Source organism: Flavobacterium sinopsychrotolerans (assembly GCF_900110375.1).
Lineage (GTDB): Bacteria > Bacteroidota > Bacteroidia > Flavobacteriales > Flavobacteriaceae > Flavobacterium > Flavobacterium sinopsychrotolerans.
Window position 1 is genome coordinate 217219 of sequence record NZ_FODN01000005.1, and the last position, 19417, is coordinate 236635.

A 19417-nucleotide genomic window follows, 5' to 3' on the forward strand; every position below is an offset into this window, starting at 1 on the left:
AACTTTAAAAATTAATTTTAAAAGATTGAAATAAGAATCTGCACTTGGCAAAAACAACTTTTTTTATTTCAAAGTTTAAAACAGTAATTAAAAATAATTATTCATAAATTTTACGAATATGTTACCATCATTCAATAGAATAATTCAACCAACAAATAGATTAAAAAAGAGAACAAACAATACGATTAAAAAGAAATTTAATCGTATTGTTTGTTTTTTGTTAATGAGTACTTATTTTATCAATGCTCAAAACACTGACAATGCCCTTCAAGGCTATTACGTTGCACAATCGGACACCTTAATGTATTCTCATTTTGAGTTTGATGGAAACGGAAAAGTTGACATCATGGGAATGGGAAAAGGAGATTATTTTACAAAAGGAGATTCCTTAATTATTTTTCCTGACAAAAGTATTTTTAAGTTTAAAATTAAAGAAAACTCATTAATTGGCACATCTGATTGGGTCAGCAATGGGGTTTGGACTAAAAAAGACACCTTAGTAATCAATAATAGAAAAAATGAAAATTCAGCAAAAAAAACAGCGGAATTACTTCATGAATATTATCGTATCAATAAAAACATGAACCAGTTAGAATTACTACTGGATAACAATATAACCAACCATACTGCTAAAATAAAAGACCTATGCGACAGAGGACTCGGAAAAGCTTGTTTAGATAATTTTGGACTAATTCTCGTGAATGATTATGGAGGTATCGCTTCATTATTAAACACTGACAGTAATAATGAATTTAAAAAAATAACCGAAAACCCTGAAATAATTGCTTTAGGAAATAAAATTATAGCAATGGGGGAAATGGAAGGACACACCGTTTTAGGATCCTATTATTATTTAATTGGAGAAAAGAATAAAGCTAAATTAGAATGGGAGAAAGGGGCAAAAAAAGGGAGTATGAAATCTTCCTTAGCCATTTACGAAGTAGAATTTGAAAAGGAAAACAATGAAAAATAAAATTTCAAAAACTAAACCCCGTAATCAGCAGTCCTAATTTTTAATATAAATTCTGAACACCTTGTATTTTGCAGTCATCGTATAAAACGAACTCAAAACAATTTAATCTCTTGAATTAATTATGGTTTCATTAACATCCGAAGACGGTACATTTATTTTCGAAATTAAAGGCTGGCATAAAATATGGGCACTAGAAAGTAAAATTAGGGTTACCAAAGAACAAATCATTAAAGCGTATCAAAACAAAGAGGAACTTACCTTTTGGAAAGGCTTTAGAATGCCCGGTACAGAAATTCCAGGTTATATAGCTGCTGGAACATTTTACAAAAAAGGCAGGAATTTCTGGGATGTGATGAATAAAAACAACGCTATAATTATCAAATTAAACAATCATTATTACAAAAGACTGATTATCGAAGTTGAAAATCCGGAAGAAATACTGCAATTATTAAATACATCATATAAATAACGCATAGCAGAAAAACCTTCTCATAAAAACACAATAACTGTAACAATTTAGTAGTCTGAAAGACTTATCTAAAAATAAAATTAACAAAAAATGAAAAGAATACTTTATTCACTGGCATTTGCTTCGATTCTTTGGAGCTGTAAAACTGCAAGCCCAGCTGTTACTGCTGTTGCAAAAGAACAGGTAGGCGTTGCTATTAATTTGAATGATGTAAAAGAAGACAAAGTACTTGTCACGATTACTTCTCCAAAAATTAACATAGATGAAATAACATACAGCATTCCTAAAATTGTTCCCGGAACCTATTCTGTAGATGATTATGGAAAATACATCGAAGATTTCAAAGCATTTGACAGCAAAGGAAACATGTTGCCAGTTACTAAAACAGATGACAATACCTGGAATATTAAAAATGCAAAAACATTGGTGAAAATCACTTATTTGGTAAACGATACATTCGATACTGAAAAAGGAGGCGGTTTTGGTCAAAATGATATTTTTTCTCCAGCTGGAACAAACATTGATGCAGGCAAAAACTTTATGCTAAACATGCATGGTTTTGCAGGTTATTTTCAAGACAGAAAAGACCTTCCCTACAATGTAAGTATTTCGCATCCGGAAACGCTTTGGGGAGCAACCTCAATGACAGATCAGGATGCCAGCACTACTAACGATGTATTTACAACGGCTCGATATGCTGAATTAGTTGAAAATCCAATTATGTACGCAAAACCGGACTATACTACTTTTACTGTAGATGGTATGGAAATCCTGATTGGCGTGTATTCCCCAACCGGAAAAGTGACTGCCGAAAGCATCACTCCTGAGATGAAAACGATGATGATTGCTCAGAAAACGTTTTTAGGAAAAATCAATGCAACAAAAAAATACACCGTATTATTGTATTTATCAAGCATGACACCTACAGATGCGAAAGGATTTGGAGCATTAGAGCACCCAACTGCAACCACTGTTGTTTTACCTGAAATGATGCCAAAGGAAGAATTGGTTAAATCAATGAAAGATGTAGTTTCACATGAATTTTTTCATATTGTAACGCCATTAACGATCCATTCTAAAGAGATTCATTATTTTGATTACAATACGCCTAAAATGTCAGAACATTTATGGATGTATGAAGGCGTTACAGAATATTTTGCAAATCTTTTTCAGATCAATCAAGGATTAATCACTGAAGAAGAGTTTTATAAGCGTATGGCAGAAAAAATTGAGCATGCAAATGCCATGAATGACACGATGCCTTTTACTACGATGAGCGCAAATGTGTTGACAGAACCATACAAAGCCCAATACTTGAACGTGTATGAAAAAGGTGCACTAATTGGAATGTGTTTGGATATCATCATCAGAGAAAAAAGTAATGGCGAAAGAGGAATTCTTGATTTGATGCAAAAATTATCTAATGAATATGGCGCTTCAAAACCATTTAATGACAATGAACTTTTTGCAAAAATAACTTCATTTACCTATCCTGAAGTAGGCGCTTTTTTGACTACTTATGTTTCTGGTGCAACTCCAATTCCTTACGGAACTTTTTTGGCCAAAGTTGGGGTGACAAAATCTATGGAAAAAGTACCTGGAAATGTATTCTTAAAAGGACAAACACCATACATCACCGTAAACCAACAAACAAAAGAAATCTTTGTAATTCCTAATATGGAGTTGAATGCTTTTTACACCAATTTGGGTTTAAAAGGAGGTGATATTTTAGTCTCCATTAATGATAAACCGTATTCATTAGACAACATTTATGAAATGATTACGGAAAGCCAAAACTGGAAAGAAAACGACGCTATCACAATTAAAATAAAACGTGATGGTAAAGAAGAAATAATCAAAGGAAAAGTAAAACTTCCTTATGAAGAAAAAGAAGGGCTTAGAGCAACTGATGCAACAAAAAAAGCGTTGAAAGAAGCTTGGTTCAAAGCATAAATTAGAAATAATTCCTGAAATCCCAATTTAGAAATAGATTGGGATTTTTTTTGTAAAATTTGAATGTTTTTACCTAAATCATTCCAACAATTTTCTTTATTTTGCGCCAAAATAGAAACACTAATAAAATCGCAATCGTTCTAATAAAATTAGAACAAGAATGGCGATTCCCTATCCAAAAACAAATTTTAACTACTCATGAAAAAAACTATTATTGCATTCGTTACGCTTATCGTGTTAGCATCTTGTAACCAGAATGAATCTAAAGGCAATGTGCACATCACCGGAAATATTAAAGGATTAAAAAAAGGTACCTTATACATTCAAAGAATCGTGGATACTACATTGGTAGCTATTGACACAATCAATATTGATGGAAGTGCTGCTTTCGAAAGCGATCTTGATCTTACATCACCAGAGATGCTTTATTTATTCTTGGATAGAGGCGTGAGCAATTCTTTAGACAACAATCTGCCTTTTTTTGCTGAACCAGGTAACATAACTATCGAAACCAGTTTAGATCATTATTTATCGGATGCCAAAATTACGGGGTCAAAAAATCAGGAAATATTTGAAGAATACAAAAAAATCAATACTCGTTTCACAGATGAAAATCTCACACTGATTGAAAAAAAATTCAATGCCATCAAAAGTCAAAATACAAAAGCAATAGATAGCTTAACTGCAAAACAAGATTCGAATATAAAACGAAAGTATTTATTTGCTACCAATTTTGCCTTAAACAACAGAGATTACGAAGTGTCACCTTTTATCGCACTATCTGAGATTTACGATATCAACGTGAAATACTTAGATACAATCCAAAAATCAATGTCTCCAAAAGTGGCAAAATCACTTTATGGAAAAAAATTAACGGAATATGTAGCCAAAGTTAAAAGTCAAAAATAATTCATTAGGAGATTTATTTTTAAATTAAGCCGTAGAATAAAAAAACCATCTTGTTGTTAACAAGATGGTTTTTTTGGTTTAGATCCTATTATAAATAGATTAAAATATCAACCTCAATCTAATTAGCTGCACTGTCTATGCATTATTAAAAGCAATTGCTGTAACAATCATCCCTACAAACATTAAAAGGTATAAAGAAAAAACTACTAATGTCATAATTCCAATATATTTATAATGCGATTTTAGATATCCTAAAGAAGCAGTCAATGTTTCGGAATCGTTATTTTTGAATGCCGCTTTAGCATTTGAAGCAAATTTATTTAAGTAATATACCGGAAAGAAATAAAGCACCGCAATTAAAAAGTAAACAAAAGCCATTACCACCCCAAAAGAAGATCCCATGGCTCCCATGGCAGGATTCATCTTGCCCATAGCTGAGAACAATGTCCCGGCAAATAAAGCAGCAAAAATAATAAAGCCAATTCCTATGTAACCAAGAATCGATAAAAAATAGGCCCACTTTGCTGTTTCCTTCAAAAAGTCTTTTGCAGACTCACTTAGTTTCATCTCGAAACTTTCAATAACTGAATGCTCTTCCATTATGTATTAATTTTAGGTTAGATTTCAAATTTAACAAAAAAATTAGCACATTACGTAAAAACACAATTAAATTGTTATTTTGTTTAAAACAAAAAACCACCTAACAAAAGTTAGGTGGTTTTATTAAGAGCCGGCGGAGGGACTCGAACCCACGACCTGCTGATTACAAATCAGCTGCTCTAGCCAACTGAGCTACGCTGGCGACTCATTACGGGTGCAAATATAAGTCTGAATTTCTATTTTCCAAAACAAATTCAAACTTTTTTTGCTTTTTTTTTAACTACAATTCGTTGATTTTAGCAATCAATTGATTAGCAGTTTGTTCCAATTCAACATTGATTTGTTTGAAGTGAGCTTTTATATCTTCTACCTTTTTTGCGTTCACTTTAGTGATCAAAGCGTCAAAAGCAGCGATAGCTTCGTCGATTAGAGCATTAGTTTCTGTTGTTGGTTTTCCTGTAGTAGAAATTTCGAACAAGTAAACTGCTTCAATAATATCTCCTAAAACGTAGTTGATGTCTTTTTTTAAATTCTTAACGTTTGCCATTTTTATTTTTTTAAAATTTGAATTTTAATTTGCGTCTGCAAAAGTACAAATAATCTTTCTATTACCGACTATGAAATGTAAATTTCTAAAATTGAAGCTTTTCCATTGAGAATGAATGAATTCATTGCAGCAGGAATTAAAACCGTATCCCCTTTTCCATATTGCACTTTTGAATTATTGAATTCAATCTCAAATACACCTTCCACGCACATATAAACAGTAAAGGTTTTTCCGGATTTAGAGATAGAAACTGCGCCATCTAAAGGAATGAAATTAGTCGTAAAGTAAGGACAATCGACCACTGCGTTGGATTCATTGACGTTCTTAGAGTATTCTTTTTTAGTTTCTACGGCATTATAATTAATAGCTTCCAAAGCCAAATCAACATGCAATTCCCTCGTATTCCCATTTGCATCTACGCGATCAAAGTCATAGAGACGATACGTGACATCCGAAGTTTGCTGAATTTCAGCCACTAGTAATCCCGCACCAATAGAATGGACTGTTCCCGTTTCTAAGAAAAATGCATCTCCTGATTGCACTTTTACCTCGTCAAGAATGGATGGAAGGGTTTTATTTTTTAGATTTTCTAAATATTCATTAGCATTTGAATTCCCTTTGAAACCAACAATTATTCGGGCATTTTCGTCAGCCTGTAGGATGTACCACATTTCGGTTTTCCCAAAAGTATTATGGCGCTTTTTAGCTAAAGCATCATTCGGATGTACTTGTATTGACAAATCTTCACGAGCATCAAGATACTTAAAAAGCAACGGAAATTGTTCTTCAAACCTTATATAAACTTGCGTTCCTAATATTTCGTTTGGATACTCCTTAATAAGAGTTGTTAATAATTTCCCTTTCCATTCTCCGTTAGCTACAACACTAACATCCCCTTCTACAGTAGACAATTCCCAACTTTCACCAATACGATTTGATGTAATTGGTTTATTAAGTATTGTTTTCAGTTTTTCGCCACCCCAAATTTTTTCTTTGAAGATATGTTCAAATTGCAATGGATAAAATTTCATTTTACTGTTTTTTGATATTGCAAATTTGCATAATCTATAGCATACTCACAAATTTGTATTCAGCTCAGTTATTTAAAAAGAGGTTTAGCTATGCCAATTAAGATAAAATTACAAAATGTAGCTAATATAAAAACCTACAAAACTAACTTTTTAATGGCTGAAAGTGCTTTAGGGATGTGTTTGGTCGCTAACATACTATCAAAAATCATTTGGACAACCCCGTTTTTATCTGTTATATAAGTTACTCTTCCAGGAAGTAATCCGAACATTCCGGTGGGAACACCAAAAAGTTTTCTGATTTTTTTATCACTATCTGACAGAAGAATAAAAGGCAGTTGATACTGTTTAGCAAATTTTTGATGAGAATCTGCACTATCACTGCTAATTCCTATTACTTCAGCTCCCAAATCTTTAAAATCTTCATATTGATCTCTAAAACTGCAAGCTTGTGCGGTACAACCCGGCGTATTGTCTTTTGGATAAAAATAAATAACAAGCGGTTTGTGTCCTACTACGTTTTTACTGTCAAAATCGTTTCCATTGGTATCTTTTGCCGTGAAATTGGGAATTGAATCCCCTACTTTTAGTTCCATTATTCTCCTTTGTAGGTTACAAAATTCCGAGGCGTTTCATAAAGAACCACTTCTAGTTCAAACTCTGGCTTGATTCTTTTTCTGATTTTATTCCAAATCACTACCACAATATTTTCGGCTGTAGGATTCAGATCCTGAAATTCCGGAACATCCAGATTCAGGTTTTTATGGTCAAACTGATCTTCGACATCTTCTTTAATAATATCACTTAAAAATTTAACATCCATAACATAGCCCGTTTCCGGATCAATTTGCCCCGTTACGCTTACCGTCAGTTCATAGTTATGACCATGAAAATTTGGATTGTTGCACTTACCAAAAATCGCATCATTTTGTTCGAAAGTCCAATCTTTCCTGTATAATCTGTGGGCCGCATTAAAATGAGCTTTTCGTGAAATGGTAACTTTCATAAGTAGTATGTATTAGAGAGTATGTGTTCCCGCATTTGGAGACAAAGGGCTTTTATGTTCTTCCAGAAAATGATAAAACTCGTCAAAAATTATTTTGAACCAAACAGTATACAATTCAGGGTGAAATTCCATATCATTTTTCACGTCCTCAATTTTCATCCATTTCCAGTCTTCCACTTCCTCCGGATTGATAACTGGCGCATCATTATAATATCCAATCATCACATGATCGAGTTCATGTTCTGTCAAACCATTATCAAAAGGAGCTTTGTAAATAAAATGAAAAAGTTCTTTGAGTTCTGTTTTAAAACCCATTTCTTCAAATAACCTTCGGCTTCCTGCCTCAATATTTGTTTCTCCCTCTCGCTGATGACTGCAACAGGTATTGGTCCATAGCAAAGGAGAATGGTATTTTTGATGTGCCCGTTGCTGTAGCATGATTTCATTCTTACTGTTTAAAACAAAAACCGAAAAAGCACGATGCAAAACTGCTTTTTCATGCGCTTCAAGCTTAGGCATCAATCCTATCTGCTCATCATTTTCATTAACTAAGATTACGTTTTCTTCTGACATATGGATTTATTATTAGGTCAAAAATACAAAAAAAGAACTGGTATCTATGCCGTTTTTGAATTTGTGAAAAGTTTAACGAGTGTTGAATATCCTAATATTCTAATTTTATATTGTTCAAAATAACCTTCTAATTTACATTTTATTATACTTTACAAGAACAAAAACTAAAAGTCCTATTCTCTCGTAAATGTAAATAGGTTAAAACTTAAATAAAAAAATCAATTGCAAAGTAGGCGACATTTTAAAATTTAAAAGCGCTTTACATTTGTAATGTAAATAAAAAAAGATGAAAACAAAAAATCAACTCGTAAGCATATTATTTTTAATGCTATTATTCATGTTCACTGCCTGTGCACAAACAACAAAAAAACAAGGAAATACAAAAAAAACTATCATAATGGAAAATACAATCAAAAAAACCGGAAATCCGTATTATTCCAATACGGATACAACAAAACTCAATGTTAATGATGCCGAATGGAAAAAAGTATTACCCGAAGATGTCTATGAAGTAACCCGTAATGCGGATACAGAAAGACCTTTTACAGGAAAATATTGGAATACAGATGACAAAGGAACCTATTATTGTGCGGCTTGTGGTAACAAACTATTTCGTTCCGGTGCCAAATTTTCAAGCAATTGTGGCTGGCCAAGCTTTTTTGAGCAGGAAAACAAAAACAGTGTGGTTTATAAAACTGATAATTCTCTCGGAATGGAAAGAATTGAAGCACTTTGCGGAAGATGTGATGGTCATTTAGGACATCTTTTTGATGACGGACCAGAACCAACCAAAAAAAGATACTGTATGAATTCTATCGCACTTGACTTTATTCCTGATACAAAATAAGATGAAATCGCCAAGATTCAAAATCAAAATAATACCAAAGAATGGCGATACCATATTCCAATAAAAAATAAATATTATCTACGTATGAAAAATATATTTTTAATTATACTATTGGTCTCATTTGGTATGTTTGGACAAAATAGGTCAACTGATAAAACTAAAAAACAATCCAATCTTGAAACCATCACTCTAGCCGGCGGGTGTTATTGGTGTGTAGAGGCTGTTTATGAGAATCTTATTGGAGTACAATCAGCAATCTCAGGATTTGCAGGTGGCAAAAATATGAATCCTACCTATGAAGATGTGTCGACCGGAAGATCCGGTTATGCCGAAGTGGTCCAGATTACTTATGATAAAAACGTAACGAATCTGGATGAGATTTTCAAAGTCTTTTTTACAGTTCATGATCCAACCACGCTAAATCGTCAAGGCGCGGATGTAGGAACACAATACCGTTCTGTCATTTTTTATAAAAATGAAGCACAAAAGAAAGCTGCACAAACAGTTATCAATGACCTGAAAAAAGCTAAGATTTATGACAGCCCAATAGTGACCACTTTAGAACCGCTGACAAAATTTTACAAAGCCGAATCTTACCATCAAAATTATTATGAAAATAATAAAACGCAACCCTACTGCAAAATGGTTATTCAACCAAAAATGGAGAAATTTGAAAAACTATTTAAGAGCAAAATAAAGACCAAAAAATAGAATGTCCAGTCCTGAAAAAACGACAAAAAGGCCTCTAATCTGACTTCAATTTCTGCTTGCTCTATTTATTCAAAATCGCACCAATCATCAACGCACATTTCTCGCCATCAATAGCGGCAGATATAATTCCGCCTGCATAACCTGCGCCTTCTCCGCAAGGATATAAACCTTTTATTTGAACGTGCTCATAAGTCAACGGATCTCTGGGAATACGCACCGGTGATGATGTTCTTGATTCTGGAGCATGAAGTATGGCTTCATTGGTCAAATAACCACGCATCGATTTTCCAAATTCAGTAAATCCTTCTCGCAAAATTTGCGTTAAAAATCCAGGAAAAACCTGTCCCATTTCTACTGAAGTCGTTCCGGGAACATATGACGTTTTAGGAATATCCGATGAAACTCTGTTTTGTGTAAAATCAACCATGCGTTGCGCAGGAACCTTTTGGCTTTCACCGGCCAAGTGCCAGGCGCGTTGCTCGATACTTTTTTGAAATTCCATTCCGGCCAAAGCACCAAATTTAGCAAACGGTTTAAAATCTTCCAGTTGCAATTCGATTACAATTCCGGAATTGGCAGTAGCCTGATCTCTTTTGGATGGTGACCAACCATTGGTAACCACTTCGCCGGGACTCGTAGCACAAGGCGCAATCACGCCACCGGGACACATACAAAAGGAATACATTCCCCTTCCTCCTACTTGTTTGACGATCGAATACGGAGCGGGAGGTAAGAATTCCCCACGATAATCACAACTGTACTGAATACTGTCAATTAACGATTGTGGATGTTCGGCTCTAACGCCCAAGGCAAAAGGTTTAGCTTCGATAAAAATCTGTTTCCGATCCAACAATTCAAATATATCACGCGCAGAATGGCCTGTGGCCAAAATGAGTTTATTGGCAAGAATCGTTTCCCCTTTGTGAGTGACGATGCCTTGCACTTCATTATTTTTTATTAAAATATCGGTTAATCGGGTTTCAAACAAAACCTGTCCACCACATTCGATAATTTTCTCTCGAATGTCCTGAATGATTTGTGGTAATTTGTTGGTACCAATATGAGGATGCGCTTCAATCAAAATATCTTCCGAAGCTCCAAAAGCGACAAACAATTCCAAAACGCGCGTTACATCACCTCTTTTTTTAGAACGGGTGTATAGCTTCCCGTCTGAATAGGTTCCTGCTCCGCCTTCGCCAAAACAATAATTGGAATCTTCATTGACAAGATGATCCACATTGATGGCTTTCAAATCTCGACGTCTGCCGCGAACGTCTTTTCCACGCTCAACAACAATTGGTTTCAACCCCAATTCTATCAATTGCAAAGCAGCAAAAAGTCCGGCAGGTCCAGCGCCAACAACAATTACTTCTTGAGCTCCAGCCACATTACCATAATCTGGAAGTTGTATTTTTTGCTCTTGAAAAGGTTCTCCTTTCAAATAGATTGCAACCTTAAGATTTATTTTTATCGCTTTTTGACGGGCATCAATCGATCGTTTTAAAATAGAAACATGCTGAATTTCATTTACAGAAACGGTAATTTGTTTCGATAAATGATTTTTCAACAATAAATCATTTGCTGCAATTTCTGGAGAGACTTGTAATAATAGTTCTTGAGGCATTTTTTTAGATTATTCGATTTTTAGATTATTTGACTTTTAAAAAGGTCTAAAATAATCCAGGTACAAAAGTAGTATTTTGTACTGACTTCTTGTTATTGAAAGAAGAATCCATTTTCAAATTTTCAAATTTGCCTATTTTCGAATTAGACTTTGTAACTTTGGTGCTTTAAATCTATGAACCATAGAACCTAATAAAATGTCTAGAAAAATAAAACTGATTTGGGATTTCCGTGGACCAGCATCCGCAAAAACGGCTGAACACCATGAAATTCATTTGAAAGAATACATCGCTATTGAAAAATTACCATTGAATATAACAGGCTTCGAAATTCAGAGCGAGATGCAAGCCATTGCTTTTATGGTTGTCACCGATGAAAATATGATTCAGGTTCGCGATGCTTTGAAACCGCATCGAGGAGAGTTGTATACAGCCTAAAGTCATAAAGTCGAAGCTCTAAAGGTAAAAAACACCAAACCGGCTAAAACTTTTGACTTTAAGACCTTAGACTTTATGACTAATTTGCCACTTCGCTGATGAATTTAATTCGCATCAAACGCAATTCATCAATATCATAATCCCCTTCAAATTCCTTGAGTGCGTTTTCTATATTATCGGATTCGGATTCCATGAAATAATCGTGAATTTCTTCCTGCTGATCATCATCAAGCATATCATCAATCCAATATTTGATATTCAGTTTGGTTCCGGAATACACAATTTGCTCCATTTCTTTAATTAGAGCATCCATGTTAATTCCTTTGGCGGAAGCGATATCATCCAATGATAATTTTCTGTCGATATTTTGAATAATATAGAGTTTATTTACGGAGTTAACCCCGGTAGATTTAACTACTAAATCCTCAGGACGAATGATGTCGTTTTCGGCAACATATCGGCTGATTAATTCTAAAAAATCCTTGCCGTATTTTTTAGCTTTTCCTTCTCCAACCCCATGAATATTGATTAATTCTTCTTGGGAAATCGGATATTTCAGAGCCATATCTTCCAGTGATGGATCTTGAAAAACTACAAAAGGCGGAACACCAACTTTTTTGGCTACTTTTTTACGCAAATCACGCAACATACCCATCAGAACTTCATCAGCAACTCCTGTAGATTTTGAAGCCGTTACAATAGCTTCGTCTACGGTCTCATTATATTCATGATCTTCGGACATCATGAAGGATTCTCGGTTTTTAATAAAATCCAATCCTTTCTTAGTAATTTTTACGATGCCATAGGTTTCAATATCTTTCGATAAAAACCCAGCAACAAGAACTTGTCGCAATAAGGCCATCCAGTATTTTTCATCATGATCGGAACCACATCCAAAAAAAGATTGTGTGTCTGTTCTGTGTGCTTTAATCACTGCATTGACACGACCAATCAAGGTAAAAACAATTTCTTTTGATTTGTATAAATGCTTTGTATCTCGAACCACTTCCAGTAGTTGCACTACTTGGTCTATGGCTTCGACTTTTGTTTTCGGGTTACGAACATTGTCATCCATATCAGCGCCTTCGCCATTAACATCATCAAATTCCTCTCCGAAATAATGAAGAAGAAATCTCCTTCTGGACATTGAAGTTTCCGCATAAGCTACGACTTCCTGCAATAAGGCAAATCCTATTTCCTGTTCGGCAACAGGTTTCCCTGACATGAATTTTTCTAATTTTTCGACATCTTTATAAGAGTAATAGGCTAGACAATGACCTTCACCTCCGTCACGACCGGCACGACCCGTTTCCTGATAATAACTTTCCAATGATTTAGGAATATCATGGTGAATTACAAAACGAACATCCGGCTTGTCAATTCCCATCCCAAAAGCGATTGTTGCCACTACCACATCTACATCTTCCATTAGAAACATATCCTGATGTCTGGCACGGGTTTTAGCATCTAACCCCGCATGGTACGGCACAGCACTTATGCCGTTTACCTGCAAAACTTCGGCAATAGCCTCTACTTTTTTGCGGCTTAAACAATATATAATACCGGACTTCCCTTTATGTTGTTTGATAAAACGAATAATATCCGATTCGATATTCTTCGTTTTAGTACGCACTTCATAATATAAGTTAGGTCTGTTGAATGATGCCTTAAAAGTAGTCGCATCAGTCATATCCAAATTTTTCAGAATATCTTCTTGTACTTTTGGCGTAGCAGTTGCAGTTAAACCTATAATGGGCACATCTCCCAGTTGCTTGATAATGTGCTTTAAGTTTCTGTATTCTGGTCTAAAATCATGTCCCCACTCTGAAATACAATGGGCTTCATCAATAGCTACAAAAGATATAGTAACGTTTTTTAGAAAGTTCACGTATTCTTCCTTAGTCAAAGACTCTGGAGCAACATACAATAACTTCGTCAATCCGGAAGTAATGTCTTTTTTTACTTGGGCAATTTCAGTCTTAGTAAGAGAAGAGTTTAAAACATGGGCAACGCCATTTTCAGAAGATAAACTTCTAATGGCATCCACCTGATTTTTCATCAAAGCGATTAAAGGTGATACTACGATAGCAGTTCCCTCCTGAATTAAAGCGGGCAATTGATAACAAAGTGATTTTCCTCCTCCTGTGGGCATAATAACAAATGTGTTTTGCTTATTAAGAAGACTTTTAATGACTTGTTCTTGCAAACCCTTAAATTGGCTGAAGCCAAAATATTTCTTTAATTCTTTGTGTATATCAATTTCGTTTGAATTCATTCTTTATTATGTGGTATTTTGTATAAATTTGCAACACCTAAAGGTACAAATTTCTTTTACACATACAAATTTTAATCATTCTGTTTTGATCACTAAAGAAAATATATTGGCCAGTGCCAAAAAAACCATTTTATCGGAAAGTAAATCGATTGCAAAACTTACTGATTATCTGGATGAAAATTTCATCGAAGCTACTCAAAAAATTTACAATTCTAAAGGAAGACTAGTAGTTACAGGGATTGGAAAAAGTGCAATTATTGCTCAAAAAATGGTTGCTTCTTTTAATTCTACCGGAACGCCTTCGCTTTTTCTTCATGCTTCAGAGGCCATTCATGGAGATTTAGGAATGATTCAAAACGAGGATGTGATTATTTGCATTTCAAAGAGTGGTAACAGTCCGGAAATAAAAGTCCTAGTCCCGCTCTTAAAACGTTTTGGAAACGCTTTGATTGCAATAACCGGAAACATGACCTCCTTTTTAGCTAAAGGCTCTGATTTTGTTCTCAACACCACAGTAGATGCCGAGTCTTGTCCGAATAATTTGGCTCCAACAAATAGCACTACCGCACAGTTAGTGATGGGGGACGCCATTACCGTTTGCCTGATGGAAATGCGCGATTTTAAACCCGAAGATTTTGCCGTCTACCATCCTGGAGGCGCATTGGGTAAGAAATTATTGTTACGTGTAAAAGACATGTTGGAACACAGCTTAAAACCTATGGTTGCAGCGGACGCTTCTATTAAGAAAGTCATTTTCGAAATTTCAGAAAAACGTCTTGGTGTAACTGCCGTGGTTGAAAATGACAAAGTAATTGGAATCATTACCGATGGTGACATTCGAAGAATGCTAAGTGACAGAGATACTTTTGCCGATTTAATTGCGAAAGACATTATGACAAAAAATCCAAAAACAACTTCTTCGGACGCTATGGTAGTGGAAGCATTGAATATAATGGAAGATTTTTCGATCACGCAATTAGTAGTTGAAGACAATACTGAATACAAAGGCATATTGCACTTACACGATATTTTAAAAGAAGGAATACTATAATGGCAAAAAAAAACTTAAACGAAATGTCGTTTTTAGATCATCTTGAAGAATTAAGATGGTTATTAGTTCGAAGTACAATTGCAATATTAATTTTGGCTACCGTCACTTTTTTCATAAGTGATTATATTTTTGATGTCATCATTTTTGGTCCAACAAATGCTAATTTTATAACCTATCGATTTTTTTGTGATTTGTCCAATCAATTGGGTTTTGCCGAAAGCATTTGCGTAACGGAAATGCCTTTCATCATCCAAAACACGAATATGGAGGGTCAGATTAACGTTTTAATTTGGACGTGTATAACAGCCGGATTTATTCTTGGTTTCCCATTCATCCTATGGGAAGTTTGGAAATTTATAAGTCCTGCATTATATGATACGGAGAAAAAACACGCGAAACTTTTCATCTTTTCATCCTCATTACTTTTCTTTTTGGGCGTGCTCTTCGGTTATTATGTAATTGTGCCGATGTCTGTCAATTTTTTCGCTACATTCACCATCAGTGATGTTGTAAAAAACCAATTTAGTATTGACTCCTACATTGGACTTGTAAAAACAAGTGTTATTGCGTGTGGACTGTTTTTTGAATTACCAATAATAATCTATTTCTTGACCAAGTTAGGATTGGTAACACCAGTCTTCTTAAGAAAATACTGGAAATATGCCGTAATCATTATTCTTATAGTTGCCGCAATTGTAACTCCACCGGATGTGGTGAGTCAAATAATTGTAACCATACCAATGTTATTAATTTATGAAGCAAGCATCTTAATTTCAAAAATAGTAGTAAAAAATCAAAAAAAAGTAAATGGCTGATATAATTGAAGAATTCAACGAGTACCGTTCTAAAATGAACGAAAAATTATTGGCAGACAATAATAAAATTGTAAAGAGAATTTTTAATCTAGATACCAATGCATATGCAGCAGGTGCTCTGGATGTAAAAACCAAAGAATTACTGGGATTGGTGGCTTCGGCAGTTTTACGTTGCGATGACTGTGTAAAATACCATTTGGAAACCAGCCATAAAGAAGGTGTTACCAAAGAAGAAATGATGGAAGCTATGGGAATCGCAACACTTGTTGGCGGAACTATTGTAGTGCCTCATTTACGTAGAGCGTATGAATTCTGGGAAGCATTAGAAGAAACTGCAACCAAATAATTTGTTAAGAAACTAAATAGTTTAATCGGTTATTTGTTTATTTGATGAATAACCGATTAAAATATTAAACGATTAAATCTAAGAACATGAAATTAAGAGCCGAAAATCTAATCAAAACCTATAAAGGACGCAGTGTTGTCAAAGGCATTTCGGTAGAGGTGAACCAAGGTGAAATCGTTGGACTTTTAGGGCCTAATGGTGCTGGAAAAACAACTTCTTTTTATATGATTGTAGGATTGGTTAAACCAAATTCAGGCAATATATTTCTGGACGACTTGAACATCACGGATTACCCGATGTACAAAAGAGCACAGCAAGGAATCGGATATTTGGCGCAAGAAGCTTCTGTTTTTAGAAAATTAAGTATTGAAGACAATATACTAAGTGTTTTACAATTGACAAAACTATCCAAAGCCGAGCAAGAAGCGAAGATGGAAAGTCTAATCGACGAGTTTAGCCTAGAACACATTCGTACCAACAGAGGCGATTTACTTTCCGGTGGGGAGCGTCGTCGTACCGAAATTGCACGTTGTCTGGCCACCGACCCAAAATTCATATTATTAGATGAACCTTTTGCGGGTGTTGACCCTGTTGCCGTAGAAGACATTCAGAGGATTGTAGCACAGCTAAAAAATAAAAATATCGGTATTCTGATTACGGATCACAACGTACAAGAAACCTTAGCCATTACGGACAAGACCTACCTGATGTTTGAAGGTGGAATCCTAAAAGCAGGTATTCCAGAAGAATTAGTAGAAGATGAAATGGTGCGTCGGGTATATCTTGGACAAAATTTCGAATTGAGAAAGAAAAAATTGGAGTTCTAGAATTTCTGCTATTTATTTATACAAATTTCAAAAGAATTTAAATACTTCTTAATTGTATTTACTGATACTAAAAATGTAGACGACTCTTAAAAAAAACCTATAATTTTTTTAATATATGGCGCTCTGACTCAATATATTTAATTTTTTTAAGTTAACGGATTTTTTCTTACTTGAGAGATAGTTTTAAATTTCCATTTATAGAAAAAATCTCCTCCTCTAAACTAATTGAACTCCGTACTCTATTTTTATATAACTATAGCACCGTCAATCCTAATTCTCCGCCGAGTTTTGATTCATTTTTTTTACCTCAATTTAACTGAATTACATTCCTTTATCTTTAAAAGCTTTATCATAAGTTCTCTCCACTTACTACATAGATTAGAAATAAAATCTATTTCTTGACTTTGTGTGATGGCAAAATTAGCCTATCCAACCTTGTAATACATAATTCATCTTCATCAGTAAAATTATCATATTTTCAACCAAAAATAAATATAACTATTCGCTCGAATACTATTACCTCTACGTAGTTTGGTTTCTATGAATAATCCAAATTAAAATTCTTTAAACACTGGTCTTTTCTCACGACAAAATTCTCAAAATATGAGTGTTTTAAAGCGATAAACATCTAATAAAAAAGCCTTATTGTCTAGTCCTAAAAAAACGATACAGGATTAATAAAAAATAAAATTACAATTATTAAACAGTAGTAAGTAAAAGTTTACTGCTGTTTTTTGTTTTATAAGTTCTCATTTTAATTTGATTTTGTAAGTGCATTTGATCTGGAGTAAGCATATAATTTGAATAATGTGGTCGTTGAGTATTGTAAATATTAATTGATTCTTTGACAATTCGTTTGATAACACTTAATTCTAGATTGTATTTATCAATCATAAATTCTTGTTTTAATATGCCATTTATTCTTTCAGCTACAGCATTTTCATACGGATCAGAATTTTGTGTCATACTTGGAAGTATTCCATTTTTACTTAAAACACTTTGGTAATCATTAGCACAATATTGTAATCCTCTGTCTGAGTGATGAATCAACAGTATTTCCTTGTTTTTTCTTTGTCTTATCGCCATTTTCAGAGCCATAACACTACTCTCTGTATTCATATTGTCTGCGACATAATATCCCATTATCTTCTTAGAATAGGCATCTGTAACAATACTCAAATAACGTGGCTTGTCTCTTTTTCCAATATAGGTTATGTCGGAGACCCAGACTTGTTCGGGTCTGTTAATTTCTAAATCAAGAATATGATTTTGGTGTTTTCTAAATCGATGATGAGAGTTTGTAGTTATATGATAACTCCCTTTGGGTTGTATCAATAAATGATTAGCTCTTAGTATATCAAATAGTTTATCCCTTCCAATATTCATTAATTGAAACTTATCTAATAAAATATGATAAGACTTTTTTGTTCCTAATCTTGGCATACTCTTTCTGATTTCAAGAACCATCGATACCACTTTAATAGCTTTGGCTTCTTTGATGGTTTTTCTTTTAATTCTTCGATAATAAACCTGTCTGTCTATCCCGAACAAATTACAGGCGAACATTATTGTTTGCTGTTCTTTTTGTCTAAAATGGTCGATTGTTCGGGGGGAGAGTTTTTTCGTATATCAATTTTATATTCTTCTTCAGCGATATCAATCATCATATCAAAAATGATAGCTTTTTTATCGGCAACAAAAGCTTGTTGTTCCAAAAATGACTTCTGTTTCTCTAGAAGTTTTACTTTGGCTTCAAGCTCCATTATCCTCTGTTCTGGAGATTTTGTCATATTAAAAGGTATTTGATTTTCCCAATCAAAGTTACCAAATTTTCTTAGCCATTGTATAATTGTCTTTCTACATTGAATGCCATACTTCTTTGTAGCTTCTGTAGCTGTAAGTTGTCCTCGTTCTATTTCTTGAACAATTTGTAATTTAAAAGACATTGTGTAGTCTTTTTGGGTGCGCTTCACATAGCGAGTTTCTTCATGTTTTTCCATTAGGATACTTTTTGTGTATCGCTATTTCAGGACGGGACATATTATACATAAAAAAACCTGATCAAATTCAAGATAAGGATTCTTCAAGGAAAGACGACCAGCTCTACACTTCGGAGAGTTATAAAACAAAAAATCCTCATCAAATAAATGATGAGGATTTAATAGAATCTGAAACTAGTTCAGATTAAAGAAAGGCGACGACATACTCTCCCACATAACTGCAGTACCATCTGCGCAGGCGGGCTTAACTACTCTGTTCGGGATGGGAAGAGGTGAGCCCCGCCGCAATAACCACCTTAAGAGGTTATAATTGCTTTGGGCAATTACTGTAATGTTGTTTATAGTTATATAAACATCAGTTACATAATATCTTAACATACTGAGATAAAGAAAATAAAAAGTTGATACTGAAACATTTACACTGAAT

The 19417-nt window shown here is 34.2% G+C and carries 21 protein-coding genes, 1 tRNA gene and 1 rRNA gene; 11 read left to right on the forward strand and 12 right to left on the reverse strand.

Going from position 1 to position 19417, the window contains the following annotated elements; translation table 11 throughout:
* Positions 1-118 precede the first annotated feature (118 nt).
* From BMX64_RS10965 to BMX64_RS10980, 4 genes are all read left to right on the forward strand, one after another.
* On the forward strand, positions 119-973 hold the full coding sequence (locus tag BMX64_RS10965) for a hypothetical protein (RefSeq protein ID WP_244273284.1): 855 nt from the start codon (positions 119-121) through the stop codon (positions 971-973).
* A gap of 121 nt (positions 974-1094) precedes the next feature.
* Positions 1095-1442 (forward strand): hypothetical protein, encoded by a 348-nt coding sequence (locus BMX64_RS10970; protein WP_091171773.1) that lies wholly within the window; start codon positions 1095-1097, stop codon positions 1440-1442.
* A gap of 90 nt (positions 1443-1532) precedes the next feature.
* Positions 1533-3395, forward strand: a complete 1863-nt coding sequence (locus BMX64_RS10975) for a M61 family metallopeptidase (RefSeq protein ID WP_091171775.1) — start codon at positions 1533-1535, stop codon at positions 3393-3395.
* A 198-nt stretch (positions 3396-3593) separates the two neighbouring features.
* Positions 3594-4304 (forward strand): DUF4369 domain-containing protein, encoded by a 711-nt coding sequence (locus BMX64_RS10980; RefSeq protein ID WP_091171777.1) that lies wholly within the window; start codon positions 3594-3596, stop codon positions 4302-4304.
* A gap of 135 nt (positions 4305-4439) precedes the next feature.
* Here BMX64_RS10980 and BMX64_RS10985 read toward each other — a convergent pair whose 3' ends face one another.
* From BMX64_RS10985 to idi, 7 genes are all read right to left on the reverse strand, one after another.
* Entirely contained in the window at positions 4440-4904 is a 465-nt protein-coding gene (locus tag BMX64_RS10985; RefSeq protein ID WP_091171779.1) for a hypothetical protein, read from the reverse strand.
* Positions 4905-5032: 128 nt separating this feature from the next.
* Positions 5033-5106: transfer RNA gene (locus BMX64_RS10990), tRNA-Thr, on the reverse strand.
* A 78-nt stretch (positions 5107-5184) separates the two neighbouring features.
* Positions 5185-5451 carry a hypothetical protein gene (locus tag BMX64_RS10995; RefSeq protein ID WP_091171781.1) on the reverse strand — a complete coding sequence of 89 codons (267 nt, stop codon included), beginning with the start codon at positions 5449-5451 and terminating at the stop codon, positions 5185-5187.
* A gap of 68 nt (positions 5452-5519) precedes the next feature.
* Positions 5520-6482: a type I phosphomannose isomerase catalytic subunit gene (locus BMX64_RS11000; RefSeq protein WP_091171783.1), complete on the reverse strand. Its 963-nt coding sequence runs from the start codon at positions 6480-6482 to the stop codon at positions 5520-5522.
* A 134-nt stretch (positions 6483-6616) separates the two neighbouring features.
* Positions 6617-7075, reverse strand: a complete 459-nt coding sequence (locus tag BMX64_RS11005; RefSeq protein ID WP_091171786.1) for a peroxiredoxin — start codon at positions 7073-7075, stop codon at positions 6617-6619.
* Positions 7075-7485: a 6-pyruvoyl trahydropterin synthase family protein gene (locus tag BMX64_RS11010; protein ID WP_091171788.1), complete on the reverse strand. Its 411-nt coding sequence runs from the start codon at positions 7483-7485 to the stop codon at positions 7075-7077. The genes BMX64_RS11005 and BMX64_RS11010 overlap by 1 nt, the downstream gene beginning before the upstream one ends.
* Before the next feature lie 12 nt (positions 7486-7497).
* Complete coding sequence (gene idi, locus BMX64_RS11015; protein WP_091171790.1) at positions 7498-8058, reverse strand: isopentenyl-diphosphate Delta-isomerase; 561 nt, start codon at positions 8056-8058, stop codon at positions 7498-7500.
* A 286-nt stretch (positions 8059-8344) separates the two neighbouring features.
* On the opposite strand from idi, the gene msrB reads away from it, so the two are divergent.
* Positions 8345-8905 carry a peptide-methionine (R)-S-oxide reductase MsrB gene (gene msrB / locus BMX64_RS11020; protein ID WP_091171791.1) on the forward strand — a complete coding sequence of 187 codons (561 nt, stop codon included), beginning with the start codon at positions 8345-8347 and terminating at the stop codon, positions 8903-8905.
* A gap of 84 nt (positions 8906-8989) precedes the next feature.
* Complete coding sequence (gene msrA / locus BMX64_RS11025; protein ID WP_091171793.1) at positions 8990-9616, forward strand: peptide-methionine (S)-S-oxide reductase MsrA; 627 nt, start codon at positions 8990-8992, stop codon at positions 9614-9616.
* Between the two features lie 61 nt (positions 9617-9677).
* Here msrA and BMX64_RS11030 read toward each other — a convergent pair whose 3' ends face one another.
* A complete protein-coding gene (locus BMX64_RS11030) occupies positions 9678-11240 on the reverse strand; it encodes an NAD(P)/FAD-dependent oxidoreductase (RefSeq protein WP_091171795.1) in 1563 nt (520 codons plus the stop codon).
* 196 nt (positions 11241-11436) lie between these two features.
* Here BMX64_RS11030 and BMX64_RS11035 point away from each other — a divergent pair, with 196 nt between their 5' ends.
* Positions 11437-11676 carry a hypothetical protein gene (locus BMX64_RS11035; RefSeq protein WP_091171797.1) on the forward strand — a complete coding sequence of 80 codons (240 nt, stop codon included), beginning with the start codon at positions 11437-11439 and terminating at the stop codon, positions 11674-11676.
* Between the two features lie 79 nt (positions 11677-11755).
* Here the strand turns inward: BMX64_RS11035 and recQ are convergent, their stop codons facing one another.
* Entirely contained in the window at positions 11756-13951 is a 2196-nt protein-coding gene (gene recQ, locus BMX64_RS11040) for a DNA helicase RecQ (RefSeq protein ID WP_091171799.1), read from the reverse strand.
* A gap of 85 nt (positions 13952-14036) precedes the next feature.
* Between recQ and BMX64_RS11045 the strand changes: the two genes are divergently transcribed.
* The 4 genes from BMX64_RS11045 (at position 14037) to lptB (ending at position 16990) form a co-directional block, all read left to right on the forward strand.
* Positions 14037-15002, forward strand: a complete 966-nt coding sequence (locus tag BMX64_RS11045) for a KpsF/GutQ family sugar-phosphate isomerase (protein WP_167543056.1) — start codon at positions 14037-14039, stop codon at positions 15000-15002.
* Entirely contained in the window at positions 15002-15817 is an 816-nt protein-coding gene (tatC, locus tag BMX64_RS11050; RefSeq protein WP_091171800.1) for a twin-arginine translocase subunit TatC, read from the forward strand. Before BMX64_RS11045 ends, tatC begins: the two co-directional genes overlap by 1 nt.
* Entirely contained in the window at positions 15810-16163 is a 354-nt protein-coding gene (locus tag BMX64_RS11055; protein ID WP_073209737.1) for a carboxymuconolactone decarboxylase family protein, read from the forward strand. Before tatC ends, BMX64_RS11055 begins: the two co-directional genes overlap by 8 nt.
* An 86-nt stretch (positions 16164-16249) precedes the next feature.
* Positions 16250-16990, forward strand: coding sequence for an LPS export ABC transporter ATP-binding protein (lptB, locus tag BMX64_RS11060; RefSeq protein ID WP_066082639.1), 741 nt, complete (start codon positions 16250-16252; stop codon positions 16988-16990).
* A 699-nt stretch (positions 16991-17689) separates the two neighbouring features.
* On the opposite strand, the gene BMX64_RS11065 is transcribed toward lptB, so the two are convergent.
* The 3 genes from BMX64_RS11065 to rrf form a co-directional block, all read right to left on the reverse strand.
* Entirely contained in the window at positions 17690-18556 is an 867-nt protein-coding gene (locus tag BMX64_RS11065) for an IS3 family transposase (RefSeq protein ID WP_208858971.1), read from the reverse strand.
* Positions 18556-18990 carry a helix-turn-helix domain-containing protein gene (locus BMX64_RS15790; protein WP_208858972.1) on the reverse strand — a complete coding sequence of 145 codons (435 nt, stop codon included), beginning with the start codon at positions 18988-18990 and terminating at the stop codon, positions 18556-18558. The genes BMX64_RS11065 and BMX64_RS15790 overlap by 1 nt, the downstream gene beginning before the upstream one ends.
* Before the next feature lie 189 nt (positions 18991-19179).
* Positions 19180-19289, reverse strand: a 5S ribosomal RNA gene (gene rrf, locus BMX64_RS11070).
* Between the last annotated feature and the right edge of the window lie 128 nt (positions 19290-19417).

Bases quoted from the DNA above. Each gene is read 5' to 3' on its own strand.
- idi (WP_091171790.1), bottom strand. From the start codon at position 8,058: ATGTCAGAAGAAAACGTAATCTTAGTTAATGAAAATGATGAGCAGATA.
- BMX64_RS10995 (WP_091171781.1), bottom strand. From the start codon at position 5,451: ATGGCAAACGTTAAGAATTTAAAAAAAGACATCAACTACGTTTTAGGA.
- BMX64_RS15790 (WP_208858972.1), bottom strand. From the start codon at position 18,990: ATGGAAAAACATGAAGAAACTCGCTATGTGAAGCGCACCCAAAAAGAC.
- lptB (WP_066082639.1), top strand. From the start codon at position 16,250: ATGAAATTAAGAGCCGAAAATCTAATCAAAACCTATAAAGGACGCAGT.
- BMX64_RS10965 (WP_244273284.1), top strand. From the start codon at position 119: ATGTTACCATCATTCAATAGAATAATTCAACCAACAAATAGATTAAAA.
- BMX64_RS11065 (WP_208858971.1), bottom strand. From the start codon at position 18,556: ATGTTCGCCTGTAATTTGTTCGGGATAGACAGACAGGTTTATTATCGA.
- BMX64_RS10980 (WP_091171777.1), top strand. From the start codon at position 3,594: ATGAAAAAAACTATTATTGCATTCGTTACGCTTATCGTGTTAGCATCT.
- BMX64_RS11030 (WP_091171795.1), bottom strand. From the start codon at position 11,240: ATGCCTCAAGAACTATTATTACAAGTCTCTCCAGAAATTGCAGCAAAT.
- BMX64_RS11000 (WP_091171783.1), bottom strand. From the start codon at position 6,482: ATGAAATTTTATCCATTGCAATTTGAACATATCTTCAAAGAAAAAATT.
- BMX64_RS10985 (WP_091171779.1), bottom strand. From the start codon at position 4,904: ATGGAAGAGCATTCAGTTATTGAAAGTTTCGAGATGAAACTAAGTGAG.
- BMX64_RS11035 (WP_091171797.1), top strand. From the start codon at position 11,437: ATGTCTAGAAAAATAAAACTGATTTGGGATTTCCGTGGACCAGCATCC.
- recQ (WP_091171799.1), bottom strand. From the start codon at position 13,951: ATGAATTCAAACGAAATTGATATACACAAAGAATTAAAGAAATATTTT.
- msrB (WP_091171791.1), top strand. From the start codon at position 8,345: ATGAAAACAAAAAATCAACTCGTAAGCATATTATTTTTAATGCTATTA.
- BMX64_RS10970 (WP_091171773.1), top strand. From the start codon at position 1,095: ATGGTTTCATTAACATCCGAAGACGGTACATTTATTTTCGAAATTAAA.
- BMX64_RS10975 (WP_091171775.1), top strand. From the start codon at position 1,533: ATGAAAAGAATACTTTATTCACTGGCATTTGCTTCGATTCTTTGGAGC.
- msrA (WP_091171793.1), top strand. From the start codon at position 8,990: ATGAAAAATATATTTTTAATTATACTATTGGTCTCATTTGGTATGTTT.
- BMX64_RS11055 (WP_073209737.1), top strand. From the start codon at position 15,810: ATGGCTGATATAATTGAAGAATTCAACGAGTACCGTTCTAAAATGAAC.
- BMX64_RS11005 (WP_091171786.1), bottom strand. From the start codon at position 7,075: ATGGAACTAAAAGTAGGGGATTCAATTCCCAATTTCACGGCAAAAGAT.
- tatC (WP_091171800.1), top strand. From the start codon at position 15,002: ATGGCAAAAAAAAACTTAAACGAAATGTCGTTTTTAGATCATCTTGAA.
- BMX64_RS11010 (WP_091171788.1), bottom strand. From the start codon at position 7,485: ATGAAAGTTACCATTTCACGAAAAGCTCATTTTAATGCGGCCCACAGA.